This window comes from Corallococcus sp. BB11-1 (assembly GCF_026626625.1).
In the GTDB taxonomy this organism is placed as follows: Bacteria; Myxococcota; Myxococcia; order Myxococcales; family Myxococcaceae; genus Corallococcus; species Corallococcus soli.
Window position 1 is genome coordinate 170,394 of record NZ_JAPNJY010000039.1, and the last position, 18,503, is coordinate 188,896.

13 protein-coding genes are annotated in these 18,503 nt (G+C 69.9%); 10 read left to right on the forward strand and 3 right to left on the reverse strand.

Translation table 11 applies throughout. The features are described from left to right. The first annotated feature begins 1 nt into the window (after position 1). The 10 genes from OV207_RS33265 (at position 2) to mfd (ending at position 14,350) form a co-directional block, all read left to right on the forward strand. Positions 2-1,699: a hypothetical protein gene (locus tag OV207_RS33265; protein ID WP_420715280.1), complete on the forward strand. Its 1,698-nt coding sequence runs from the start codon at positions 2-4 to the stop codon at positions 1,697-1,699. A 43-nt stretch (positions 1,700-1,742) separates the two neighbouring features. Beyond that, positions 1,743-2,069, forward strand: a complete 327-nt coding sequence (locus OV207_RS33270; RefSeq protein ID WP_267559138.1) for a c-type cytochrome — start codon at positions 1,743-1,745, stop codon at positions 2,067-2,069. A 62-nt stretch (positions 2,070-2,131) separates the two neighbouring features. Beyond that, positions 2,132-2,446 (forward strand): hypothetical protein, encoded by a 315-nt coding sequence (locus OV207_RS33275; RefSeq protein ID WP_267559139.1) that lies wholly within the window; start codon positions 2,132-2,134, stop codon positions 2,444-2,446. 207 nt (positions 2,447-2,653) lie between these two features. Next, complete coding sequence (locus OV207_RS33280; RefSeq protein ID WP_267559140.1) at positions 2,654-3,352, forward strand: hypothetical protein; 699 nt, start codon at positions 2,654-2,656, stop codon at positions 3,350-3,352. 23 nt (positions 3,353-3,375) lie between these two features. Next, on the forward strand, positions 3,376-3,828 hold the full coding sequence (locus OV207_RS33285; protein ID WP_267559141.1) for a c-type cytochrome: 453 nt from the start codon (positions 3,376-3,378) through the stop codon (positions 3,826-3,828). Further along, entirely contained in the window at positions 3,828-8,123 is a 4,296-nt protein-coding gene (locus OV207_RS33290) for a DUF4114 domain-containing protein (RefSeq protein WP_267559142.1), read from the forward strand. The genes OV207_RS33285 and OV207_RS33290 overlap by 1 nt, the downstream gene beginning before the upstream one ends. Next, positions 8,123-8,629: a type IV pilus modification PilV family protein gene (locus tag OV207_RS33295; protein ID WP_267559386.1), complete on the forward strand. Its 507-nt coding sequence runs from the start codon at positions 8,123-8,125 to the stop codon at positions 8,627-8,629. The genes OV207_RS33290 and OV207_RS33295 overlap by 1 nt, the downstream gene beginning before the upstream one ends. Then, positions 8,626-9,888: a PilW family protein gene (locus OV207_RS33300; RefSeq protein ID WP_267559143.1), complete on the forward strand. Its 1,263-nt coding sequence runs from the start codon at positions 8,626-8,628 to the stop codon at positions 9,886-9,888. Before OV207_RS33295 ends, OV207_RS33300 begins: the two co-directional genes overlap by 4 nt. After that, a complete protein-coding gene (locus tag OV207_RS33305; RefSeq protein ID WP_267559144.1) occupies positions 9,885-10,592 on the forward strand; it encodes a pilus assembly FimT family protein in 708 nt (235 codons plus the stop codon). The genes OV207_RS33300 and OV207_RS33305 overlap by 4 nt, the downstream gene beginning before the upstream one ends. A gap of 176 nt (positions 10,593-10,768) precedes the next feature. Then, entirely contained in the window at positions 10,769-14,350 is a 3,582-nt protein-coding gene (mfd, locus tag OV207_RS33310; RefSeq protein WP_267559145.1) for a transcription-repair coupling factor, read from the forward strand. 4 nt (positions 14,351-14,354) lie between these two features. Here mfd and argE read toward each other — a convergent pair whose 3' ends face one another. From argE to hutF, 3 genes are all read right to left on the reverse strand, one after another. Next, the gene (gene argE, locus OV207_RS33315; protein ID WP_267559146.1) at positions 14,355-15,497 is read right to left on the reverse strand and encodes an acetylornithine deacetylase; all 1,143 of its coding nucleotides are present in this window, start codon (positions 15,495-15,497) and stop codon (positions 14,355-14,357) included. A gap of 67 nt (positions 15,498-15,564) precedes the next feature. Continuing rightward, positions 15,565-17,040 (reverse strand): hypothetical protein, encoded by a 1,476-nt coding sequence (locus OV207_RS33320; protein ID WP_267559148.1) that lies wholly within the window; start codon positions 17,038-17,040, stop codon positions 15,565-15,567. Positions 17,041-17,117: 77 nt separating this feature from the next. Continuing rightward, entirely contained in the window at positions 17,118-18,500 is a 1,383-nt protein-coding gene (hutF, locus tag OV207_RS33325) for a formimidoylglutamate deiminase (protein ID WP_267559149.1), read from the reverse strand. Positions 18,501-18,503: the final 3 nt, after the last annotated feature.

Genomic DNA, 18,503 nt, shown 5'->3' on the forward strand with positions numbered 1-18,503 from the left:
CTTGAGCGCCGCGCCCCACCCCACCCCGCCGTCCTCAGGCCCGGCCCCGGCGGCGCCCACCGCCGCGCCCGCGCCCCTCCGGGCCCCGGGACTGCCCCGCGCGGTGTGGGCCACGGTGGCGGCGCTCTACGTGCTGCTCTTCCCGTACCACCCGGGCCTGCGCTCGCCCAACGAGCTGTGCCGGCTGTGGCAGACGCGCGCGCTGGTGGAGGACGGCACGCTGGAGATCAACCGCGCCCTGCGCGACTACGGCCCCGTGGGCGACCTGTCGGTGATGAACGGGAAGTACTACCCGTCCAAGGCGCCGCTGCTGTCCTTCGCCGCGGTGCCCGTGTACGCGGCCCTGCGCGCCGTGGGCGGAGGCCACCGCTACGCCGTGCCGGAGGTGCCGCTCGTCTTCTTCAGTCGGCTGGTCCTCACGGTGCTGCCCACGCTGCTGCTGCTGTGGCTCGTGCGCCGCTTCCTGCGCGCGTGGCTGTCGCCCACCGTCGCGGACGCGGTGACGGTGACGTACGCGCTGGGCTCGCTGGCGTTCAGCTATTCGCTGCTCTTCATGAGCCACCAGACGACGGCGGTGCTGCTCTTCGCCGGCTTCTACGCGCTGTGGCGGCTGTCGCGCGGCGAGTGGCGCGAGCGGGGCTACGTCGTCGCGGGCGCGTGCGCGGGCGCCACCGTCGCCGCCGAGTACACCGGCGCCCTGGGCGTCCTGGGCCTCATCCTCTACGCCGCCCTCACCCTGCTGGGGACGCAGGCGCCGTGGAGCGCGCGGCTCCAGCGACTGGGCCGGGCCACGGGGCTCGCCTTCCTGGGCGCGCTGCCCTTCGTCGCGGCGCTGATGCTCTACCACCAAGCCACCTTCGGCCACCCGCTGGAGACCGGCTACAAGCACCTCAACGACGCGGCCTACCAGCCGTGGCACCTGGGCGGCTTCCTGGGCATCCGCACGCCGGATCCGCGCGCCTTCTTCCTGTCGTTCTTCTCCCCGCTGCGGGGGCTGTTCACGCTGTCGCCCTTCCTGCTGCTCGCGCTGCCCGGCCTGGGCCTCTTGAAGCGCCAGGGCCGCACGTCCCCGGAGGCGCGCGCCCTCTTCTGGCTGACCGCGGTGACGCTCGCCGGCTACACGTACTTCACGTCGTCGTTCACCTACGACTCCTGGGGCTGGACGACGGGGCCGCGCCACCTCACCGGCCTCGTGCCCTTCCTGCTGCTGCCCGCGGGGCTGGTGCTGGAGCGGCTGCGCGAAGCCGGGCGTCCGTGGCTGTCGGGCATCGCGGCCATGCTGTGCGCGGCGTCGGTGCTCGTCACGGGCCTCGCCACCTTCGTCAACTACATCCCCGACGACGTCTCCACCCCGGTGCTCGCGCTGGCGCGGCCGCTGCTCCAGGCCGGCTACCACCCGCCCAACGTCCTCGCCTTCCTGGGCCTCCCCACGGCGCTCGCGGGCGCCCTGCTGCTGGCGGCGCTCGTCGGCGTGGCGGCCTGCGTGTTCCTCGCCCTGGGGCGCGACGCGGCCGGCCGCGCCGCCCCGCCCCTGGCATGGGCGGCGGGACTCGTGACGCTGGCGCTGCTCGGCGGCGCCCAGGCGGCGTTCACGCGCGATGACACCGCGGACCAGAACGCGGTGCGCTTCCTCCAGTCCGTCTGGTTGCAGCCCCCCGGGCGGGCCGCGACGCCCTTCTGGCCCCGCGCGGGGTCCTGACACCGTCGCTATACTGCCGCCGCCTTCGCTCGGGAGACGGTGCATGACGACGCGGCTGTACCTGCTGGTTTCCACCCTGCTGCTGTGCGCCCCCCACGCCCGGGCCGAGGACGCCGCGGACCTCTGGGGGAAGAGCTGCAAGTCCTGCCACGGCCCGGACGGCCGCGCGCGGACGCGCCTGGGCCAGAAGGAGGCCATCGCCGACATGAGCCAGGCCGCCTGGCAGAAGGCCCAGACGGACGCGGCCCTGCGCGACGTCATCGCCAACGGCTCCTCCCGCAACACGAAGATGAAGGGCTACAAGGACCGGCTCACCCCGGAGCAGATGGACGCGCTGGTGCGATACATCCGCACCCTCAAGGCGAAGTAGCGGACGTCGTGAATAACCCCTCGCCCCCAGGCGTCGAGGAAGTGGGAGAATCGGAGACACCCATGAAGACCTTCACTGTCGCCATCGTGTTCTGCCTGTCCATGGTCAGCCTCTTCGCCTCGGTGCGCGCCGACGCCAACGCCTTCCCCCGCGTGGAGGCGGGCATCTCCCAGCCCGTGTCGTTGATGCCCAAGGGCGGCGACGGCAAGGGCGGCGGCGACGACAAGGGCGGCAAGGGTGGCGGCGAGGAGGAGGAGGAGGAGTACCGCCAGACGCCGCGCGGACTCTCCCAGAAGGCCGCCCTGGAGCTGGTGGACCCGGGCGCGCTGGACGACATGCTCCGCCTGCACGCGGCCCTGCGCGGCGGCCCGCGCTAGCCGCACCGCCCCGCCCGGACAAGGGCGGCGGCATCGCAAGGATTGTCGGGCTCGCAAACTTTGCGCAGCCCGCTGACGTCAAACGGCACCCCCCGGCTTGCGCACACCCCACATTCCGGCCGGTTGGGTGTCAGGCTTCACGGCACGCGAATTGCTCTCTGTTGGACCCACGCTGCGCCTCCCCCAGGGCGCGCGAAGGAGTCCCTGATGGTTTCGCGCACCCGCCCCCACCTCCGCCAGCCACGAGGCTTCACGCTCCTGCTCGCGCTGGGCGTGGTCGCCGTCGTGACGATGGCGGTGATGCTCAGCTACAGCACGGTAGGCCGCGAAGCGGACAGCCAGGCCGACACCCGGCGCCAGAAGCAGGCGTTCTTCGCCGCCGAGGCGGGCCTCGCGGAGGGACGCGAGGCGGTGCGCATCATCATGGACAACGCCCTCAACAGCCAGATCCCGCTCAGGGACACCCTGGGCAGGGATCGCGTGGAGCTGCCCGGCATGGGCACCCCCGAATACCCCTGGTTCGAATTGCTGCCGGGTGACGGGCCGGAAGGCTGGAACCAGTACAGCATCACCCTGGACAGCCTGGACCCCTCCGAGTACGCCGGCGTCGAGGACTATCCGGAGCAGACGAACGTGCGCTACCGGGTCTTCGTGCGGGACGACGTGGAGACCGACGACGCGTTCGGCATCGACACCAACCGCCAGCTCTGGGTCATCTCCGTGGGCGAGGTCACCAACGCCAACGGCCGGCCCACCCGCGCCGTCGTGCAGGCGCTCGTGACCAACTCCAACACCGAATCCATCTTCACGCCGGGGTGCATCTCCAAGGGATGCGGCCCGGACATGAACTACGACAACCCCACGGACACCGCCGCGCCCGTAGGCGTGGTCGTCACCATTCCGTAACCCCGCCTTCCCGCGAGCCCCCCATGAAACGCCTGATCCCCTTGCTGCTCCTGCTCCCCGCGCTCGCCAGCGCCCAGGACCGGGGCGAGCTGGCCTTCAACAAGGCCTGTACGCAGTGCCACCAGGCCCAAGCCCCCACCCGGCCCCCGAAGCCCGTCAAGGGCATCCGCGCTCCGGTGGCACCCGCCATGGACCAGGTGGTCCGCAAGAAGAGCCTGACGCAGATTCACGCGTGGGTGCAGTCCCCGCACCGGTTCAACGCCAAGACGGCGTGCGACACCCGGCTGCTGGCCCCGGATGACCTGGAGTCGCTGATGAGCTTCCTGGCCACCGTGACGGTGCCGGCGGAGCCGCCGCGCCGGGTGGTCCTGAAGCAGCAGCGGGAGCAGCAGGTGGTGGAGCGGACGCGGCGCAAGAAGGCGGAAGCCGAAGCGAAGGCGAAGCAGTCCCAGTCGACGAACCAGGGGAAGAAGTGATGCGGACGCTTTTCAAGAACGCCCTCGCGGCCCTGCTCGTGACGGGCGCCACGCCCGTCACCGCCCAGGTCGCCGGCCCCCAGCTGCTCTGCCAGGACGACCTGGCCAACGACAAGCAGGGCACCTTCAAGTTGGGCCCGGATGGCCTGACCGTCAGCAACAACACCATCGTGTTGCGCGACGACAACCGCCTCCAGCTCAACACCAACCTCAAGAAGCTGGACTCGGAGAACATCACCTTCCCGTTCGACCAGAACGTCACCATCGACTACGTGTACGAGTCCGCCGGTGCTTCGCACTCGCTCGGCTACATGTACATGGATGACGTGAAGCTCAAGGGCTACGCGGATGCCAATGGCAACCTCGTCGACCTGAACGACAACGGCATCCTCGACCTGCACGAGGCCCTCTACAACCTGACGCCGGACAACGACACCGTCCTGCCCGTCAAGTACGTCGGCAAGCTGCCCAGGCGCTGCAACCAGACCTTCACGTCCGGCGGCAAGACGTACATGGAGCCCGAGCTGGCGATGGGGGGCGCGTGCGCCAGGACCTTCGTCCGCAAGAACGACGTCACGGACGCACGCCCGGGCCGCGGGCACTCCAGCGCCTTCAACATCGCGAACGACTGGGTGGGGAGCAGCAACGACACCTCGTCCGACAACGGCCTGTTCCCGCACATCCCCAACCTGCTGGAGCCCGCTGCGCCCGAGAACGGCTACAACGGCATCGGAAGAATGGTGTTCCTGCTCGTGGATGACGACAGCGACAGGACCGTCACCCGCAACCTGGGCCCCGTCGCGGACGTCGAAGACACCTACGACGGCATCCCGGACTACAACGTCTCCCAGTACGACTTCCGCGGCCTCAAGCTGCCCGTCCCCGCGACCTCGGATCCCGAGTACAACAACTACACGCGGATCAACTCCGGGGACCGCCGGGTCAACCTGGGCCTGGTCGAGGGTGGCAAGGAGATCGTCTTCTTCGCCGTCGTCTACTACGACGTCCGCCACAACACGGACAACGACACGGTCGCCCCCTGCCTCAAGCGCAAGCCCTACTCGAACGACCCCAACGAGGACGGCAAGTGCCTGCTGCACCTGCAGACGTCCGTCTCCGTGTTCTTCTCCAAGGCCACCTGGAACCTGGACCAGAACTTCAAGGCGCCCGCGGACAACAAGGTGACGGAGCGCAACATCGGCTGCAGCTACGAAGAGAGCTGCAATGCCCCGACGGACGCTACGGCCTGTACCATTGAGAACAGCGGCGGCAAGCGCGCCTGTGGCTGGCTGGAGCAGGACACGCTCGACCGCCTGGCCTCGCCTGCGTACAACACCCTGCTCATGCCCCGGGAGGGCGTGACCATCATGCGTCCTGGCACGGAGCCGGGAAACCTGAGCCAGGCCGTGGACCGCATGAACTACATGCCCCACGTCATCGTGGGCGCGCCCACCACGGACCCCTTCCGGTGGATCCTCGGCTTCGAGGACCTCAACGGCGGCGGTGACCGCGACTTCAACGACATCGTGTTCATGATCAACAAGGAGAACGGCGGTGGCGCCAAGTCCACCACCGTGACCTCCGACGTCATGGGTGACACGGGGGACAGGCTCGGTCCGGACTTCACCATCACCAAGGTCCGCTTCCGCCGGCAGGACGACGTCGCGCCGTACTCATCGACGGCCACCCCGCCCCCGGCCTCCAGCCTGCGCGTCCAGAAGCCGGGCGAATCCGTGACCGCGTGCCCGGGGAACGGGCAGCCCTGCTGGACCGAGGAAGCCGCGGGAGCCTGCACGCCGCCGAGCGGCGTCAGGCCCACCATCACCTATTCCATCGCGGTGGACTGCCGCGTCCTGGACGAGAACGGCAAGTACAAGACCAACCCCTCGCCGGGCTGGGTCCCGGTGGTCTTCCCCACGGGCGGGACGTACCCCTCCCAGGAAGTGGAGATCGACATCCTGGCGCTGGGCCTGACGGGTTCGCAGCTGTGCTGGAAGGTGGACATCAGCAGCCCCAACGAGCAGTGCCGCCCCATCATCGACGACGTGGACATCGGCTATCAGGCCGTGCGCTCCGGCGCCTACGCGCGCTCCAGCCCCAGCACCCTGGGCAACGTGGCCGTGTGGGGTGTGAACGAGACGCCGGGCCAGAAGTGGGGCGAGGGTTGGAGCGGTGCCACGGGCAGCCTTCCGCTCCCCGGCATCCGCACCTACGACGGCGCCAAGGACTACACCATCCGCGGTCGCCTGTACCTCCAGTCGCTCTATGACCCGGAGAAGCCGACGCTGACCAATCCGACCCTGCGCTGGGAGGCGGGCCGCGTGATGGCCCTGTCCATGCAGATTGGAGATCCGCTCAACCGCAAGCTGTTCACCATGTCGGACAGCAACGGCGGCAACAAGCAGGTCAAGGACAAGGGCAATGAGCTGTTCGCGGGCAGCCTCTGCAACACGTACAGCGAGATCGACCGGCGCTATCCCTACGACCTGAACAACGATGGCAATTGCAGCGCCGGGACCGAACGCCAGTTCCTGGTGGACTGGCTGTACGGCTACGAGAAGAAGGCCTCCGACGCGCGGCGGCCGTGGCCCATGGGTGGCATCAACCTGTCCACCGTGGCGCTGGCGGTCCCTCCCTACAAGGACAACTGGTACCAGTACGCGAAGCCGACCGAGCGGGACCTCTACCGCAAGAACTTCATGACGGGCCTGGAGCAGCGCAAGACCGTGGCCTACGTGGGCACGATGAGCGGCGTGCTCCACGCCTTCGACACGGGTGACTTCCGCAACTCACTGGATGACGGCTGCATCGAAGCGGACCAGCAGCGCGGGTTCTTCAAGCCGACGGGCTGTGGCTCCCCGAACTCTCCCGCTCCCCGCGCTTACGGCTCCGGCGAGGAGAAGTTCGCCTACATGCCCGAGCTGCTGCTGAGCCAGTACCGCAACCAGTACGTGCGCTTCCGCAACTCGGGCACCCTGACGCGGCCCCAGATGGACGCCTCGCCCAGCATCGCCAACGTGGACCTGGGTGACCGCAACGACTGGAACGCCAGCATCAAGTACGACTGGAAGCCCGCGACGACGGCCCAGAAGCAGCGGGGCGCCAAGACGGTGCTCGTCTCCGCGACGGGCAAGACCACGCCGGTGGTCTACGCGCTGGACATCACCAACCCCACGGACAGCTGGTATCCGCTGCCCCTGTGGGAGTTCAGCTTCAAGGACCTGACCATGGCGAGCGACTTCACCGCCGCGGTGAACGCGGACAACACCGTGCTGTTGCCGGACAACATCGGCTCGCGCCACGCGCCCTCCGTGGTCCGGGCGGCCTGGGGTTCGGCGAACGCCCAGGACCGACGCTGGGTGGCGGCGGTGGGCACCGACTACGAGCCGGGCGACAAGCGCGCGGGCGCGGTGTTCCTGCTCGACATGAAGACGGGAAAGCCGCTCGACTACGGCACCACCGCGGGTGGCAAGTACGCGGGCGTCATCACCTTCGAGAAGGGCTCGGGCATCGCGGCGGAGTCCGCGATGCTGGACCTGGACCAGGACGGGACGTACGACGTCATGTACGTGCCCACCACCTCCGGCAGCGTCTGGCGCGTCAACCTCAAGAACGTGAGCACGACCCGGAAGCTGGGCGACAAGGTGCAGAAGTGCATGGTGGCGCGCGCGTCCTCCGCGCTGCAGAACCACCCGGGCGCCAACCAGACGGAGCTGGACCTGCAGCAGCTCTACTCCAACCTGGCGGTGAAGCTCGTGCGGACGGAGAGCGGCTCGGTGGTGCGCTTCTACTTCGGCACCGGCGACAACCCGGACCAGTACACGGACGGCTACGACGAACCGAACCCCCAGTCGCCCACGTACCAGTACCACCTGATGGCGTTCGAGGATCCGAACCCCGAGGGTGACAAGCCGTGCCAGCAGCTGGAGCCCCTGTGGGTCCAGAAGATGAATCCGGGCGAGAAGCTCTGGGGCGGTGTCGCGCTCAGCGCCGACAGCGTCTTCGCGGCGACCGCCGCGGGCAAGGCCGCGGACATCTGCAACCTGAGCACCACGCAGAACGGCGCCTCGTACATCGCCACCCAGCTCACGGGCGTGATGAGCCGCTCCGAACTGGAAGGCCACGCCATCTCCGCGCCGGTGGTCCACGACGAGCACCTCTTCGTGCTCACGGCGACGGGGAAGCTGCAGATCAAGGGCAAGCAGGAATGGAACAACAGGGCAGGGGCCAGCGGAGTGCCCAAGTCGCAGATCATGCTGTGGGAACCGCTGCCCGACGGGAGGCTGCCGCGATGATGCAGCGTGCCTCACGGGGTGTGACCCTGCTGGAAGTCATGGCCACCATGGCCGTCATGCTGCTGGGCGTGGCGGCGGCGATGACCGTGGTGAGCCAGACCAGCTTCGCCAACCGACGGACGCTGACCGCCAACCAGGCGCAGATCATCGCGGAGCGGACCCTGGAGAGCATCCTGACGGTGGGATGCCAGGGGCAGGTGAACTGCGCCAACATGCTCAACAGCACCTCCCGGGTCTACCAGACGTCCGAGGGGCTCCTGCGGGACACGCCGCCCGTGGACCCCAAGGTCCTGGCCAGGGAGTACAGGGTGGACGTGGACGTGGACAACGTCATGTCTCCCATCTCCGCGGAGGGCGGCAAGTGGGGCAATCCCCCCGTGAACCGCCCGCTGGTGGGAGCAACGGCGGGCAACCTGCTGAACGTGCGGGTGTCCGTGAGCTGGGAAGAGCCGGGCGTCCGCTCAGGCCGGCAGGTCGTCGTCCTCCAGACGAGGATGGCGCAATGAGCCCCGCATCCATGCACCAGCGGGGCTTCACGCTCATGGAAGTGATGATCGCCAGCGCCCTGGGGGTCATCGTGTTGACCACGGGGCTGATGGTGGGCACGCAGATGCAGAAGCGCGCCCTCTTCGAAGAGCAGACGATGATGGCGCAGGTCACGGGCCGGGCGGTGAAGGAGCTGCTCACCACCGACCTGTCGCGGGCGGGCACGGGCATGGGCAACACGCCCATCTCCTTCGGCGTCACTCCCGAGGATGACCGCTCGGCCATCACCGTCTGGCCCAATCCCGACCTGACGGGCAATGAAACGCCCCTGGGCCCGGACGCGAGCTTCACCCCGGCGCCCACGGCGGCGCTGGCGTCGGACGTGCTCCAGCTCTACTGGGGGGAGACGAGCGGGATGATCACCCTGGCCCCGTGCGCGGACGCTCCGGACGTGGGCAGGTACCGCACCAGCGATCTGAGCACGTTCTGCACGACCACGAATCCCTCCAATGAAATGGTGAACCCCACGCAGCCGACCATCGCCGTGCTGGTCAGCGGTGGAAACAAGGTGGCCTGCCCCGTGAAGGTCAGCGGCGTGATGGCCGGGACCCCGGGGAGGCTCACGGTCCTCGGGCCGGACCTCGAGGTCCCGTACTCCCCCGCATGCAGCGGAGCCTTGGACGCCGAGTTCTGGAAGCCCACCGGCGTGAAGACGGACGTGGAGAACTGGTTGGCCCTGCGCCTGGGTGGCGCGGCCTACCGGGTGAACTGGAGGGACAACATCCCCACCCTGGAGTCACGCGCCCCCGGTCAGGCGACCTGGTCCGTGGTGAGCCGCGACGTGGAGCGGATGACCGTGCGCGAGGGGATCATCGACCTTTCGTTCCCGCAGAACGCCCTGACCTGGTACCCCAACCTGCCTGACGATACCGTCGCCCGCCCGTACATCTCCCAGTGCACGCTGGCGGATTTCAACTCGGGGCCCTGTCGCATCGACATCAAGGGGCCGGACGGTCTGGACCTTCTGCTTCCGACCACCGACGAGGAGCTGCGCAAGCGCATGCGGCAGCGGGTCCGTGAGCTGGAGATCACGCTGGTCGTCCGCACCCGCCGCATCAACCAGGATGCCGACCTGGGCGGACAGGATGAAGAGGGGAACGAGCGGGATGGCTACAAGCGCCGCCGGCTGACGTTCCGCGTCCTCTCGCGCAACTTCGCGGCGGTGGGAATGCTGCGGCCGCCCCCCAAGAATGATGACGAAGTGGTGGTGACGCCATGAAGCACACGAAGGGCATGACGTTGCTGGAGTTGATGACGGCCGTCGCGGTGGTGGCGGTGCTCATCACCCTGGCGGTGGCGGGAACGCAGGGCGGCATCGACCGGCAGCGGGAGACCTCGGCCACGCGCGAGCTGTGGTCCTCGGCCCTGCGGGCGCGCCAGCTGTCCATCAGCACCAACCAGCCCGTGCGCATCGTGGTGGAGCCGGACGTCGAACAGCCGGACGGCCGGCGCTACACCGTGGCCCGCTGGGAGCGGTTGAAGTGCGGGGCTGACCTCAACAACCCGGACGAGTGGACCGTGGACAGCTGTCCCAGCCCGACCTGCGTGAACCGGACGTGCCGCGACTTCCCCGGCTGCTGCGATGAGACGGGGCCGGACATCGTCATCCCGGCCTCCATGATCGCCACGGACATCAACAACCTGTGCTTCCTGCCCGGCTCTGGCCGGCCGGCGTTCAACCGGATGGACTGCCTGCAGGGGGCGCTTGGCTCGGCCCAGGCAGTCGCCGACGCGGCGCCCAAGGACCAATCCATCCGCTTCCGCTTCACCTCCGACCGCCCCACCAGCGTGCTGATGGTGGAGCCGCTGACGGGGCTGTCCAGCGTGATGGATTGCGACTCGCAGTCCGCGACCACCAACGTCGAGGCCAAGAAGGACGTGCGGCTGGCGGCGGCCTGCACGGCGCCGGCGCCGGCGCCGTGACCCCGCGGTGACGGGCTGCTCCATGTCCGGGACCCTCCAGGTTCCGGACGTGGGGTGCGCCTCCCCGGTCAGCGGCCGTCCTGTTTCATGGCCACATGACAGGCGTTCAGCATCCGGCGTTGATTTGGGGCAGGCAGCACCCTAATTAGCCACGAGGGCCCTCCCCGGGCCCACGCATGGACACCTCCCCTCCTCCCAAGTCCGATGGCTCGCCGTGGCCCGGTGGCGCCGCTCCGTCCGGTGACGCCTTCGCCCGGCTGCTGTCCTCCCTCCACGTCGGGCGCCGCACGCGCACGCAGGGGGTGAAGGGCGCGGCGCGCGGGCACCTGCTCGCCCGGCTGCACCGTTCACTCAAGGCGCCGTTGGTGTGCGTGGCCGTGGACGAGGAGGCGGCGGACGCGCTGGCGCACGACCTGGCCTTCTTCCTGGGCGGCACCGGCAGCCTGCTGGAGCCGCGCGTGCTGCGGCTGCCCGCGGACGAAGTCCTGCCGTACGACGAGCTGTCGCCGGAGGCGGGCCCCATCACGGAGCGGCTGGGCGCGCTGTTCCACCTGGCGCGCGGCACACCCTTCCCCGCGCTGGTGCTGTCCGTGCGCGCGCTGCACCGCCGCGTGCTGCCCCTGGCGGTGATGGCGCAGCTGGCCCAGCGCGTGGAGGTGGGCCAGGACTTCGACCGCGACACGCTGGCGCGCAAGCTGTCGCTGATGGGCTACCAGAACAGCCCGCTGGTGGAGGACAAGGGCACCTTCAGCGTGCGTGGCGGCCTGCTGGACGTCTTCAGTCCCCTGTACGAGCGGCCGGTGCGCCTGGAGTTCTTCGGGGACACCATCGAGTCCATCCGCGTCTTCGACCCGGAGTCGCAGCGCACGGTGGACGCGCTCAAGTCGGTGGACCTGGTCCCCGCGCGCGAGCTGCTCCTCACCGACGACACGCGCCCGCGCGCCGAGGCCGCCGCCCGCGCCGTCGCCGACCGCATCAACCTGCCCACCATCAAGCTGCGCGAGCGACTGGAGGCGCTGCGCGAGGGCCTGCCCGGCTTCGGCCTGGAGGGCCTGCTGCCGGGCTTCTTCGAGGGCGGGCTCGTCACGGTGTTCGACTACCTGCGCGCCTGGGCCCCGGAGCCCGTCGTCTACCTGGATGACCCGGTGAGCCTGGACCGCGCCCTGGAGGAGCTCTGGGGCGAGCTGGCGCGCGGCGTGGAAGAGGCCGACGCGCGGCAGGACCTCACCTACCCGCCGGAGCACCACTTCCTGTCGCGCGACGACGTGGCCGCGAAGCTCCAGGCCCTGCGCGTGGTGGAGGGCGGAGGGCTGTCGCTCACGCAGACGGACGTCCCGGTGGCCTTCAGCTTCGGCACGACGCAGGACCTGCGCGAGGCCATCCTCGCGCACCACGGCGAGGAGGGCGCGCTCACCCCGCTGGTGGAGCGGCTGCAACGCTGGCGCGACACCGGCGTGGCGTGCGCGGTGGCGTGCGGCACGCTGAGCCAGGCGGACCGGCTCAAGCGGCTCCTGTTGGACCGGTCGGTGATGGTGAAGGTGCACACCGAACCGATGGGGGACCCCGCGAAGCTCTATGAGCCCGCGGTGTGGGCGCACCTGTTCACCGGCGAGGTGAGCCACGGCTTCGTGGACGCCGAGGGCCGGCTGGTGGTGCTGGCGGACGAGGAGATCTTCGGCGTCCGCTCCCGCCGCCGCGTGAAGCGCAGCAAGAAGCTGGACGCGTTCGCCGCGGGCTTCAAGGACCTGAAGGAAGGCGACCTCATCGTCCACACCGACTTCGGCATTGGCCGCTACGCGGGCCTGACGAAGATGGAGGTGCAGGGCGTCCCGGGGGACTTCCTCGTCCTGGAGTACGCGGGGCGCGACAAGATCTACCTGCCGGTGGGCCGCATGCGGCTCATCCAGAAGTTCACCGGCGGCGACCCGGCCACGGTCCAGCTGGACAAGCTGGGCACGACGAGCTGGGAGAAGACGAAGAAGCGCGTCAAGGAGCAGCTGCTCAAGATGGCGGCGGAGCTGCTCCAGATGGCTGCCGCGCGCAAGGCGCACCCCGGCTACGCGTTCCAGCCCCCGGACCGGTACTACGCCCAGTTCGAGGCGGACTTCGAGTTCGAGGAGACGCCCGACCAGGCGAAGGCCATCGAGGACGTGCTCGCGGACATGCAGAAGGCGCAGCCCATGGACCGGCTCGTCTGTGGCGACGTGGGCTACGGCAAGACGGAGGTGGCGATGCGCGCCGCCTTCAAGGCGACCCTGGATCGCAAGCAGGTGGCGGTGCTGGTGCCCACCACGGTGCTGGCGCAGCAGCACTTCCACTCGTTCAAGAAGCGCTTCAAGGACTACCCCGTCACGGTGGAAGTCATCTCCGGCATCCGCAAGCCGCCGGAGGTGCGCGACATCCTCAAGCGCGCCAAGGAGGGCCGGGTCGACATCGTCATCGGCACGCACAAGCTGCTGGCGGGCGAGGTGGCCTTCAAGGACCTGGGGCTGCTCGTCGTGGACGAGGAGCAGCGCTTCGGCGTGAAGCAGAAGGAGGCCCTCAAGCGGCTGCGCACGCAGGTGGACGTGCTGACGCTGACGGCCACGCCCATCCCCCGCACGCTGCACATGAGCATGTCCGGCGTGCGCGACATGAGCATCATCGCCACGCCGCCGCAGGACCGGCGGGCCATCCGCACCTTCGTGATGAAGTACGACGAAGGCCTCATCAAGGAGGCCGTGGAGCGCGAAATCGCCCGCGGCGGACAGGTCTTCTTCGTGCACAACCGCGTGGAGTCGCTGGCCTCCATGGAGAGGGATCTGCGCAAGCTGCTGCCCCACGTCACCCTCGGCGTGGCGCACGGACAGATGCCCGAAGGGCAGCTGGAGAAGGTGATGCTGGCCTTCACCGAGCACAAGTACCAGGTGCTGCTGTGCACCAGCATCATCGAGAGCGGCATCGACATCTCCAGCGCCAACACGATGATCGTCGACCGCGCGGATCAGTTCGGGCTCGCGCAGCTCTACCAGCTGCGCGGGCGCGTGGGCCGCAGCAAGGAGCGCGCGTACGCGTACCTGCTGGTGCCCACCCGCCGTCCGGTGACGAAGGACGCGCAGCGCCGCCTGGAGGTGCTCCAGAACTTCACCGAGCTGGGCGCGGGCTTCTCCATCGCCAGCCATGACCTGGAGATCCGCGGCGCGGGCAACCTGCTGGGCGAGAAGCAGTCGGGCGCCATCGCCGAAATCGGCTTCGACCTGTACGCGCAGCTGATGGAGGAGGCGGTGGCGGAGCTGCAGGGCCAGCCGCCCAGGGTGCACGTGGAGCCGGACATCAACCTGCCCATGCCGGCGCTCATCCCCGACGACTACGTGGCGGACGTGCACCAGCGGCTGGTGTTCTACAAGCGCTTCAGCCAGGCGGGCCACCCGGACGAAGTCACGGACCTGCGCGCGGAGCTGGTGGACCGCTACGGCGAGGCCCCCGACGAGGTGGACGCCCTCTCCGAGGTGACGCTCCTGAAGATCGACATGCGCGAGCTGCGGCTGCGCGCGCTGGAGGGCGGCCCCAACCGCCTGTCGATGGCGCTGGGCTCGGACGCGCTGCTGGACGGCGCGAAGGTGGCCGCCCTGGTGCAGCGCTCCAAGGGCTACTACCGGCTCACGCCGGACATGAAGCTCATCGCCCGGCTGCCCCCGGAGGCGAAGGGGCACGCGATGCTGGCGGAGGCGCACAAGATGCTGCGCGACCTGGGCACCTGCGCGCTGCCCCGGCACTGACGCTTCAGCGCGGCGAGCAGAAGCGGGCCACCGCGCGCGTCAGGGCGTCCTCGCAGCGCACCAGGTCCTCCATGGGGACGAACTCCCCCGTCTGGTGCGCGACGCGGATGTCGCCAGGGCCGAACACCACGGCCTCCGCGCCCAGCTCCGTGAGCTGCGGGGCCTCCGTGCCGAAGGACACCGTTTCGGACGCGTTGCCGCTGACCTCCTCCAGGAAGCGCACCACGTCCGCGTCCCCGCGCGTGTGGACACCCCGGTCCATGCGCAGCACCTGGATGCGCGCTTCGTAGGCAGGCTCGTCGCGCGTGAGCTCCTGGCGGATGTGCTCCAGCAGCTCCGGGACGCGCTCGGTGGACTGGCCGGGGATGGGGCGCCACTCCACGGTGAAGCGGCAGGCGCCGGGCAGGACGTTCTTCGCCTTGCCGCCCTGGATGAGGCCCACGTTCACCGTGGTGAAGGGCGGCTGGAAGCCCTCGTCGCGGTCCTCGCGCAGCACGGTGTTCGCCAGCGTCTCCAGCCGTTGCAGGAAGCGGCCGGCGCGGAAGATGGCGGACGCGCCCAGCTCCGGGTACGCGCTGTGGCCTTCCTTGCCCAGCACCTCCACCTCCGCCAGGCAGTAGCCCTTGTTGGCGCGCACCGGGATGAGGCGCGTGGGCTCGCCCACGATGGCGTGCCGCGCGCGGCCCAGGCCCGCCGCCACCAGCTTCTTCGCGCCCACGAGGCCGACCTCTTCGTCGGCGGTGAGGATGACGAGCAGCGGGGACTCCAGCGCCGGTAGATCCCGGCGCGTGGCCGCGTGCAGCGCGCAGGCGATGAAGCCCTTGGTGTCACACGCGCCACGACCGTACAGCCTGCCGTCGCGCTCGGTGAGGCGCAGCGCGTCCGTCCAGGCCGCGTCGTAGGGCACGCAGTCGGAGTGGCCCACCAGCGCCAGCGCCGCCCGGTCCGCGTCCCCCTTGCGCGCGACCAGGTTCACCTTCGCCACGCCCGCGTCGTCGGTGTAGTGCTGGCGCTCGGCGGTGAAGCCCGCGGCCTCCAGCCGCGCCTGGGCGTAGTCGATGAGGGGCGCGTTGGGGCGCGAGGACGTGGTGTCCAGCGCCACCAGTTCCGCCAGGGTGGCCCGCAGCGCGGGCAGCGTGTCGCTCATGGGATGGCCTCCAGTCAGGCCACCTGCATGCCACCGCCCGCGCCGCGATGCCAGCCTGGCCGTGACGTCAGCGTCCCGTGGAGACCACCGGGTCCACGTCCACCGCCGCCGGGGCCGCCGAATTGTCATTCGCGCCCGGCCGGCCCAGCCCCTTCTCGATGGCCGGCTCCGACGCGCTCACCCGCCCCACGTAGAACACCCCGTGGTAGCCGTCCTTGTTGGGCGAGTCCCAGACGTGCACGAAGAAGCGGTCCCCGTTGTCCTTCCCCTTCGTCTCCTTCACGCCGCAGTCCAGCTTGCCGGCCCGCTGATCCGCCGCGCAGATCCACGCCGACCCGCTGTTGTACGCCATGTCCAGGGCCATGACGCTCTTGAGCTGCGCCTTCAGCAACCGGCCCATCGGTTGGTACTCCTTGTCCCAGGGCAGCCCCTGCGCCGTGCGCGGGTGGATGTTGCCGCTCACCACCAGGTGGAAGCGCGTGGGCCCCGTCTTCACGTGCGAGAGCACCGTCGCCGTGAGCGCGTCCTCGCGCTTCTGGCCCGACAGCTTCGGGTGGTCATAGACGAAGGCCTCCACGTCCAGCCCGCGCGCGCGCAACTGCCGCAGCTGCTCCAGCATGTTCGCCACCGCCTCGCTGCCGCGCCCGTCCGGGTACGGGCTGCGCCAGAAGGGGGCCTCCATCAGCTTGAGCCAGTCCTCCTCCGTGCCCGCGCTCTTCACGAAGGCGGTGATGCGCGCCTCGTTCTCCACCGGCAGCTCCAGCCCCAGCGACACCGGCGTGCCCGACGTGGTGAGCTGGCAGACCGCCTGCGCGATGAAGCGCGGCACCTCTTGCGTGCCGTGCAGTTCGCCCAGCAGCATCACCCCACCCGCCTTCGCGCGGGGCTTCAGGCCGATGATCTCCTGGCCGCACTCGGTGAAGCCGGCCGCGGCCGACTTCGCGTCGGAGGCCCGGGCCACCTTCTGCGCGGCGGAGACGGGCGCCTTCTTCTCCAGGTGGGGCGCGATGCCACGGAACACCCGCCACTCCATGTGCATGTCCCGGTGGCCCTGGGCGGAGTCCACATAGAAGCCGTTCTCCCCTTGCGGCATGCTGAACCGGTCCTCGTCATCCTCGATGCTGACGCGGTCGTTCGCCTCCCCGGTGCCGGGCCCGCCGGTGAACATGCCGCGGTTGATACCCCAGTCGAGCTGCCGGCCCGGCTGCATGAGCGTCTTGTTCACGCTCTTCGTGACGCGGATGATCCACAGCTTGCTCTTCGTGGGCGTCTCCCGCTTGCCCATGACGAGGTAGCGGTGCCAGTAGCCCGAAATCTTCGAGCCGCCGAACTCCTGCTTCCAGTCCGTCTCCAGCACCCGGCTGCCCGGGTCCTCGCGGAACGGCAGGTTCGCGTCCTTGAAGTACTCGCGCACCGACGGCCACATCTCCTCCAGGGGCGCGTCGTAGACCGCCTCATAGTCCGGGGTCTCCAGCTCCTGACGCCCCGCGCATCCCACGGCCAACCCCAGCAGCACCAGCGACAGCACGATTCCCGAACGCATCCGCGACCTCCTGCTCGAACCGCTTCCGGGGCCATTCAACGCCCCGGGTGCCGGCCCATATCGCTCCCCGCGCTCCCTCAGGGGTACAGCCGGTGCGCGAGCTGCTGGAAGGCCCTGCCGCTCTCCTCCGCCAGGGCGTGCTGGCCGTCCCGCACGACCCACCTGCCCGCCACCGCGACCTCCTTCACGGCGCCCGCCGTCGCCCCGAAGACGATGCCCGGCAGCAGCGACGCGAGCCCCGCGCCCACCAGCGAGCGGTGCCCCACGTCCACCGTGAAGAAGTCCGCGGGCGACCCCGGCGTCAGCGCGCCCGTCTCCAGGCCCAGGCTGTGCGCGCCCTGCAACGTGGCCATGTCCAAGAGCCGCGCCGCCAGCCCGTCCAGCGTGCCCGTCCCCGGGTCCAGCACCGCCCGGCGCAGCCGCACCAGCCGCAGGTGCTGCTCCAGCTGCCGCGCCTCCTCCAGCAGGTCCACCACCGTCTGACTGTCCGAGCCCAGGCTCACCCGCGCCCCGGCCCGGACCAGCGCGTCCGCCGGCACGATGCCGTCCCCCAGGTTGCGCTCCGTGGACGGACACGCGCACACCGTGGACTCCGACCGGCCCAGCAGCTGCACTTCCTGCTCCGTCAGGTGCACGCCGTGGACGGCCGTGAAGCGGCCCCCCAGCAGGCCCAGGTCCGCCAGCAGCTCCACCGGACGGCGGCCGTGCTCCGCCAGGCACGCTTCAATCTCCTTCGGCTGCTCCGCCACGTGCATGTGGATGGGCATGCCCGCGGGCGCGTCGCGCTCCACGCGGGCCAACCAGTCCTTCGACACCGCGCGCACGCTGTGCGGCGCCAGCCCCACGCTCACCCGCGCGTCGCCGCGCACCGCGTGCGCCAGGGCCTCCGTGGTGGACAGGAAGGCGTCCACGTCCCGGTCGATGAAGCGGCGCTGGCGCGGGTTCGCCGCCACGTTGAAGCCCGCCCGCGTGTAGCCCACCCGCAGCAGGCAGATGCGCAGGCCCACGTCGGTGGCCGCGCGGATGACCGCGTGCGCCAGCTCGTTGCGGTCCGCGTACGGCGTCCCATCCGACTGGTGGTGCAGGTAGTGGAACTCGCCCACGGCGGTGATGCCCGCGAGCACCATCTCCACGAACACCTGCCGGGAGGCGATGTAGACGCCCTCCGGCGTCAGGGCCTCCGCGGCGCGGTACATCGCCTCGCGCCAGGACCAGAAGTCGTCCTGTCCCTTGCCGGAGGCCACGTACTCGGTGCGCCCCCGGATGAGCCGCTGGAACGCATGCGAGTGGCCGTTGATGAGCCCCGGCAGCAGCGCGCGTCCCGGCAGCCGCTCCACGCGCGCGCCTTCGGGCACCGCGTCCAGCACGCGTCCGTCCGCGCCCACCGCCAGCGCGCGGCCTTCCTGGAACCGATCCTCCACGTAGAGGAAGTCGGGTTGATAGACAGTGATGTCGCTCACGCG

Bases quoted from the DNA above. Each gene is read 5' to 3' on its own strand.
- OV207_RS33305 (WP_267559144.1), top strand. From the start codon at position 9,885: ATGAAGCACACGAAGGGCATGACGTTGCTGGAGTTGATGACGGCCGTC.
- OV207_RS33300 (WP_267559143.1), top strand. From the start codon at position 8,626: ATGAGCCCCGCATCCATGCACCAGCGGGGCTTCACGCTCATGGAAGTG.
- OV207_RS33295 (WP_267559386.1), top strand. From the start codon at position 8,123: ATGCAGCGTGCCTCACGGGGTGTGACCCTGCTGGAAGTCATGGCCACC.
- OV207_RS33290 (WP_267559142.1), top strand. From the start codon at position 3,828: ATGCGGACGCTTTTCAAGAACGCCCTCGCGGCCCTGCTCGTGACGGGC.
- OV207_RS33285 (WP_267559141.1), top strand. From the start codon at position 3,376: ATGAAACGCCTGATCCCCTTGCTGCTCCTGCTCCCCGCGCTCGCCAGC.
- OV207_RS33280 (WP_267559140.1), top strand. From the start codon at position 2,654: ATGGTTTCGCGCACCCGCCCCCACCTCCGCCAGCCACGAGGCTTCACG.
- OV207_RS33320 (WP_267559148.1), bottom strand. From the start codon at position 17,040: ATGCGTTCGGGAATCGTGCTGTCGCTGGTGCTGCTGGGGTTGGCCGTG.
- OV207_RS33275 (WP_267559139.1), top strand. From the start codon at position 2,132: ATGAAGACCTTCACTGTCGCCATCGTGTTCTGCCTGTCCATGGTCAGC.
- argE (WP_267559146.1), bottom strand. From the start codon at position 15,497: ATGAGCGACACGCTGCCCGCGCTGCGGGCCACCCTGGCGGAACTGGTG.
- mfd (WP_267559145.1), top strand. From the start codon at position 10,769: ATGGACACCTCCCCTCCTCCCAAGTCCGATGGCTCGCCGTGGCCCGGT.
- OV207_RS33270 (WP_267559138.1), top strand. From the start codon at position 1,743: ATGACGACGCGGCTGTACCTGCTGGTTTCCACCCTGCTGCTGTGCGCC.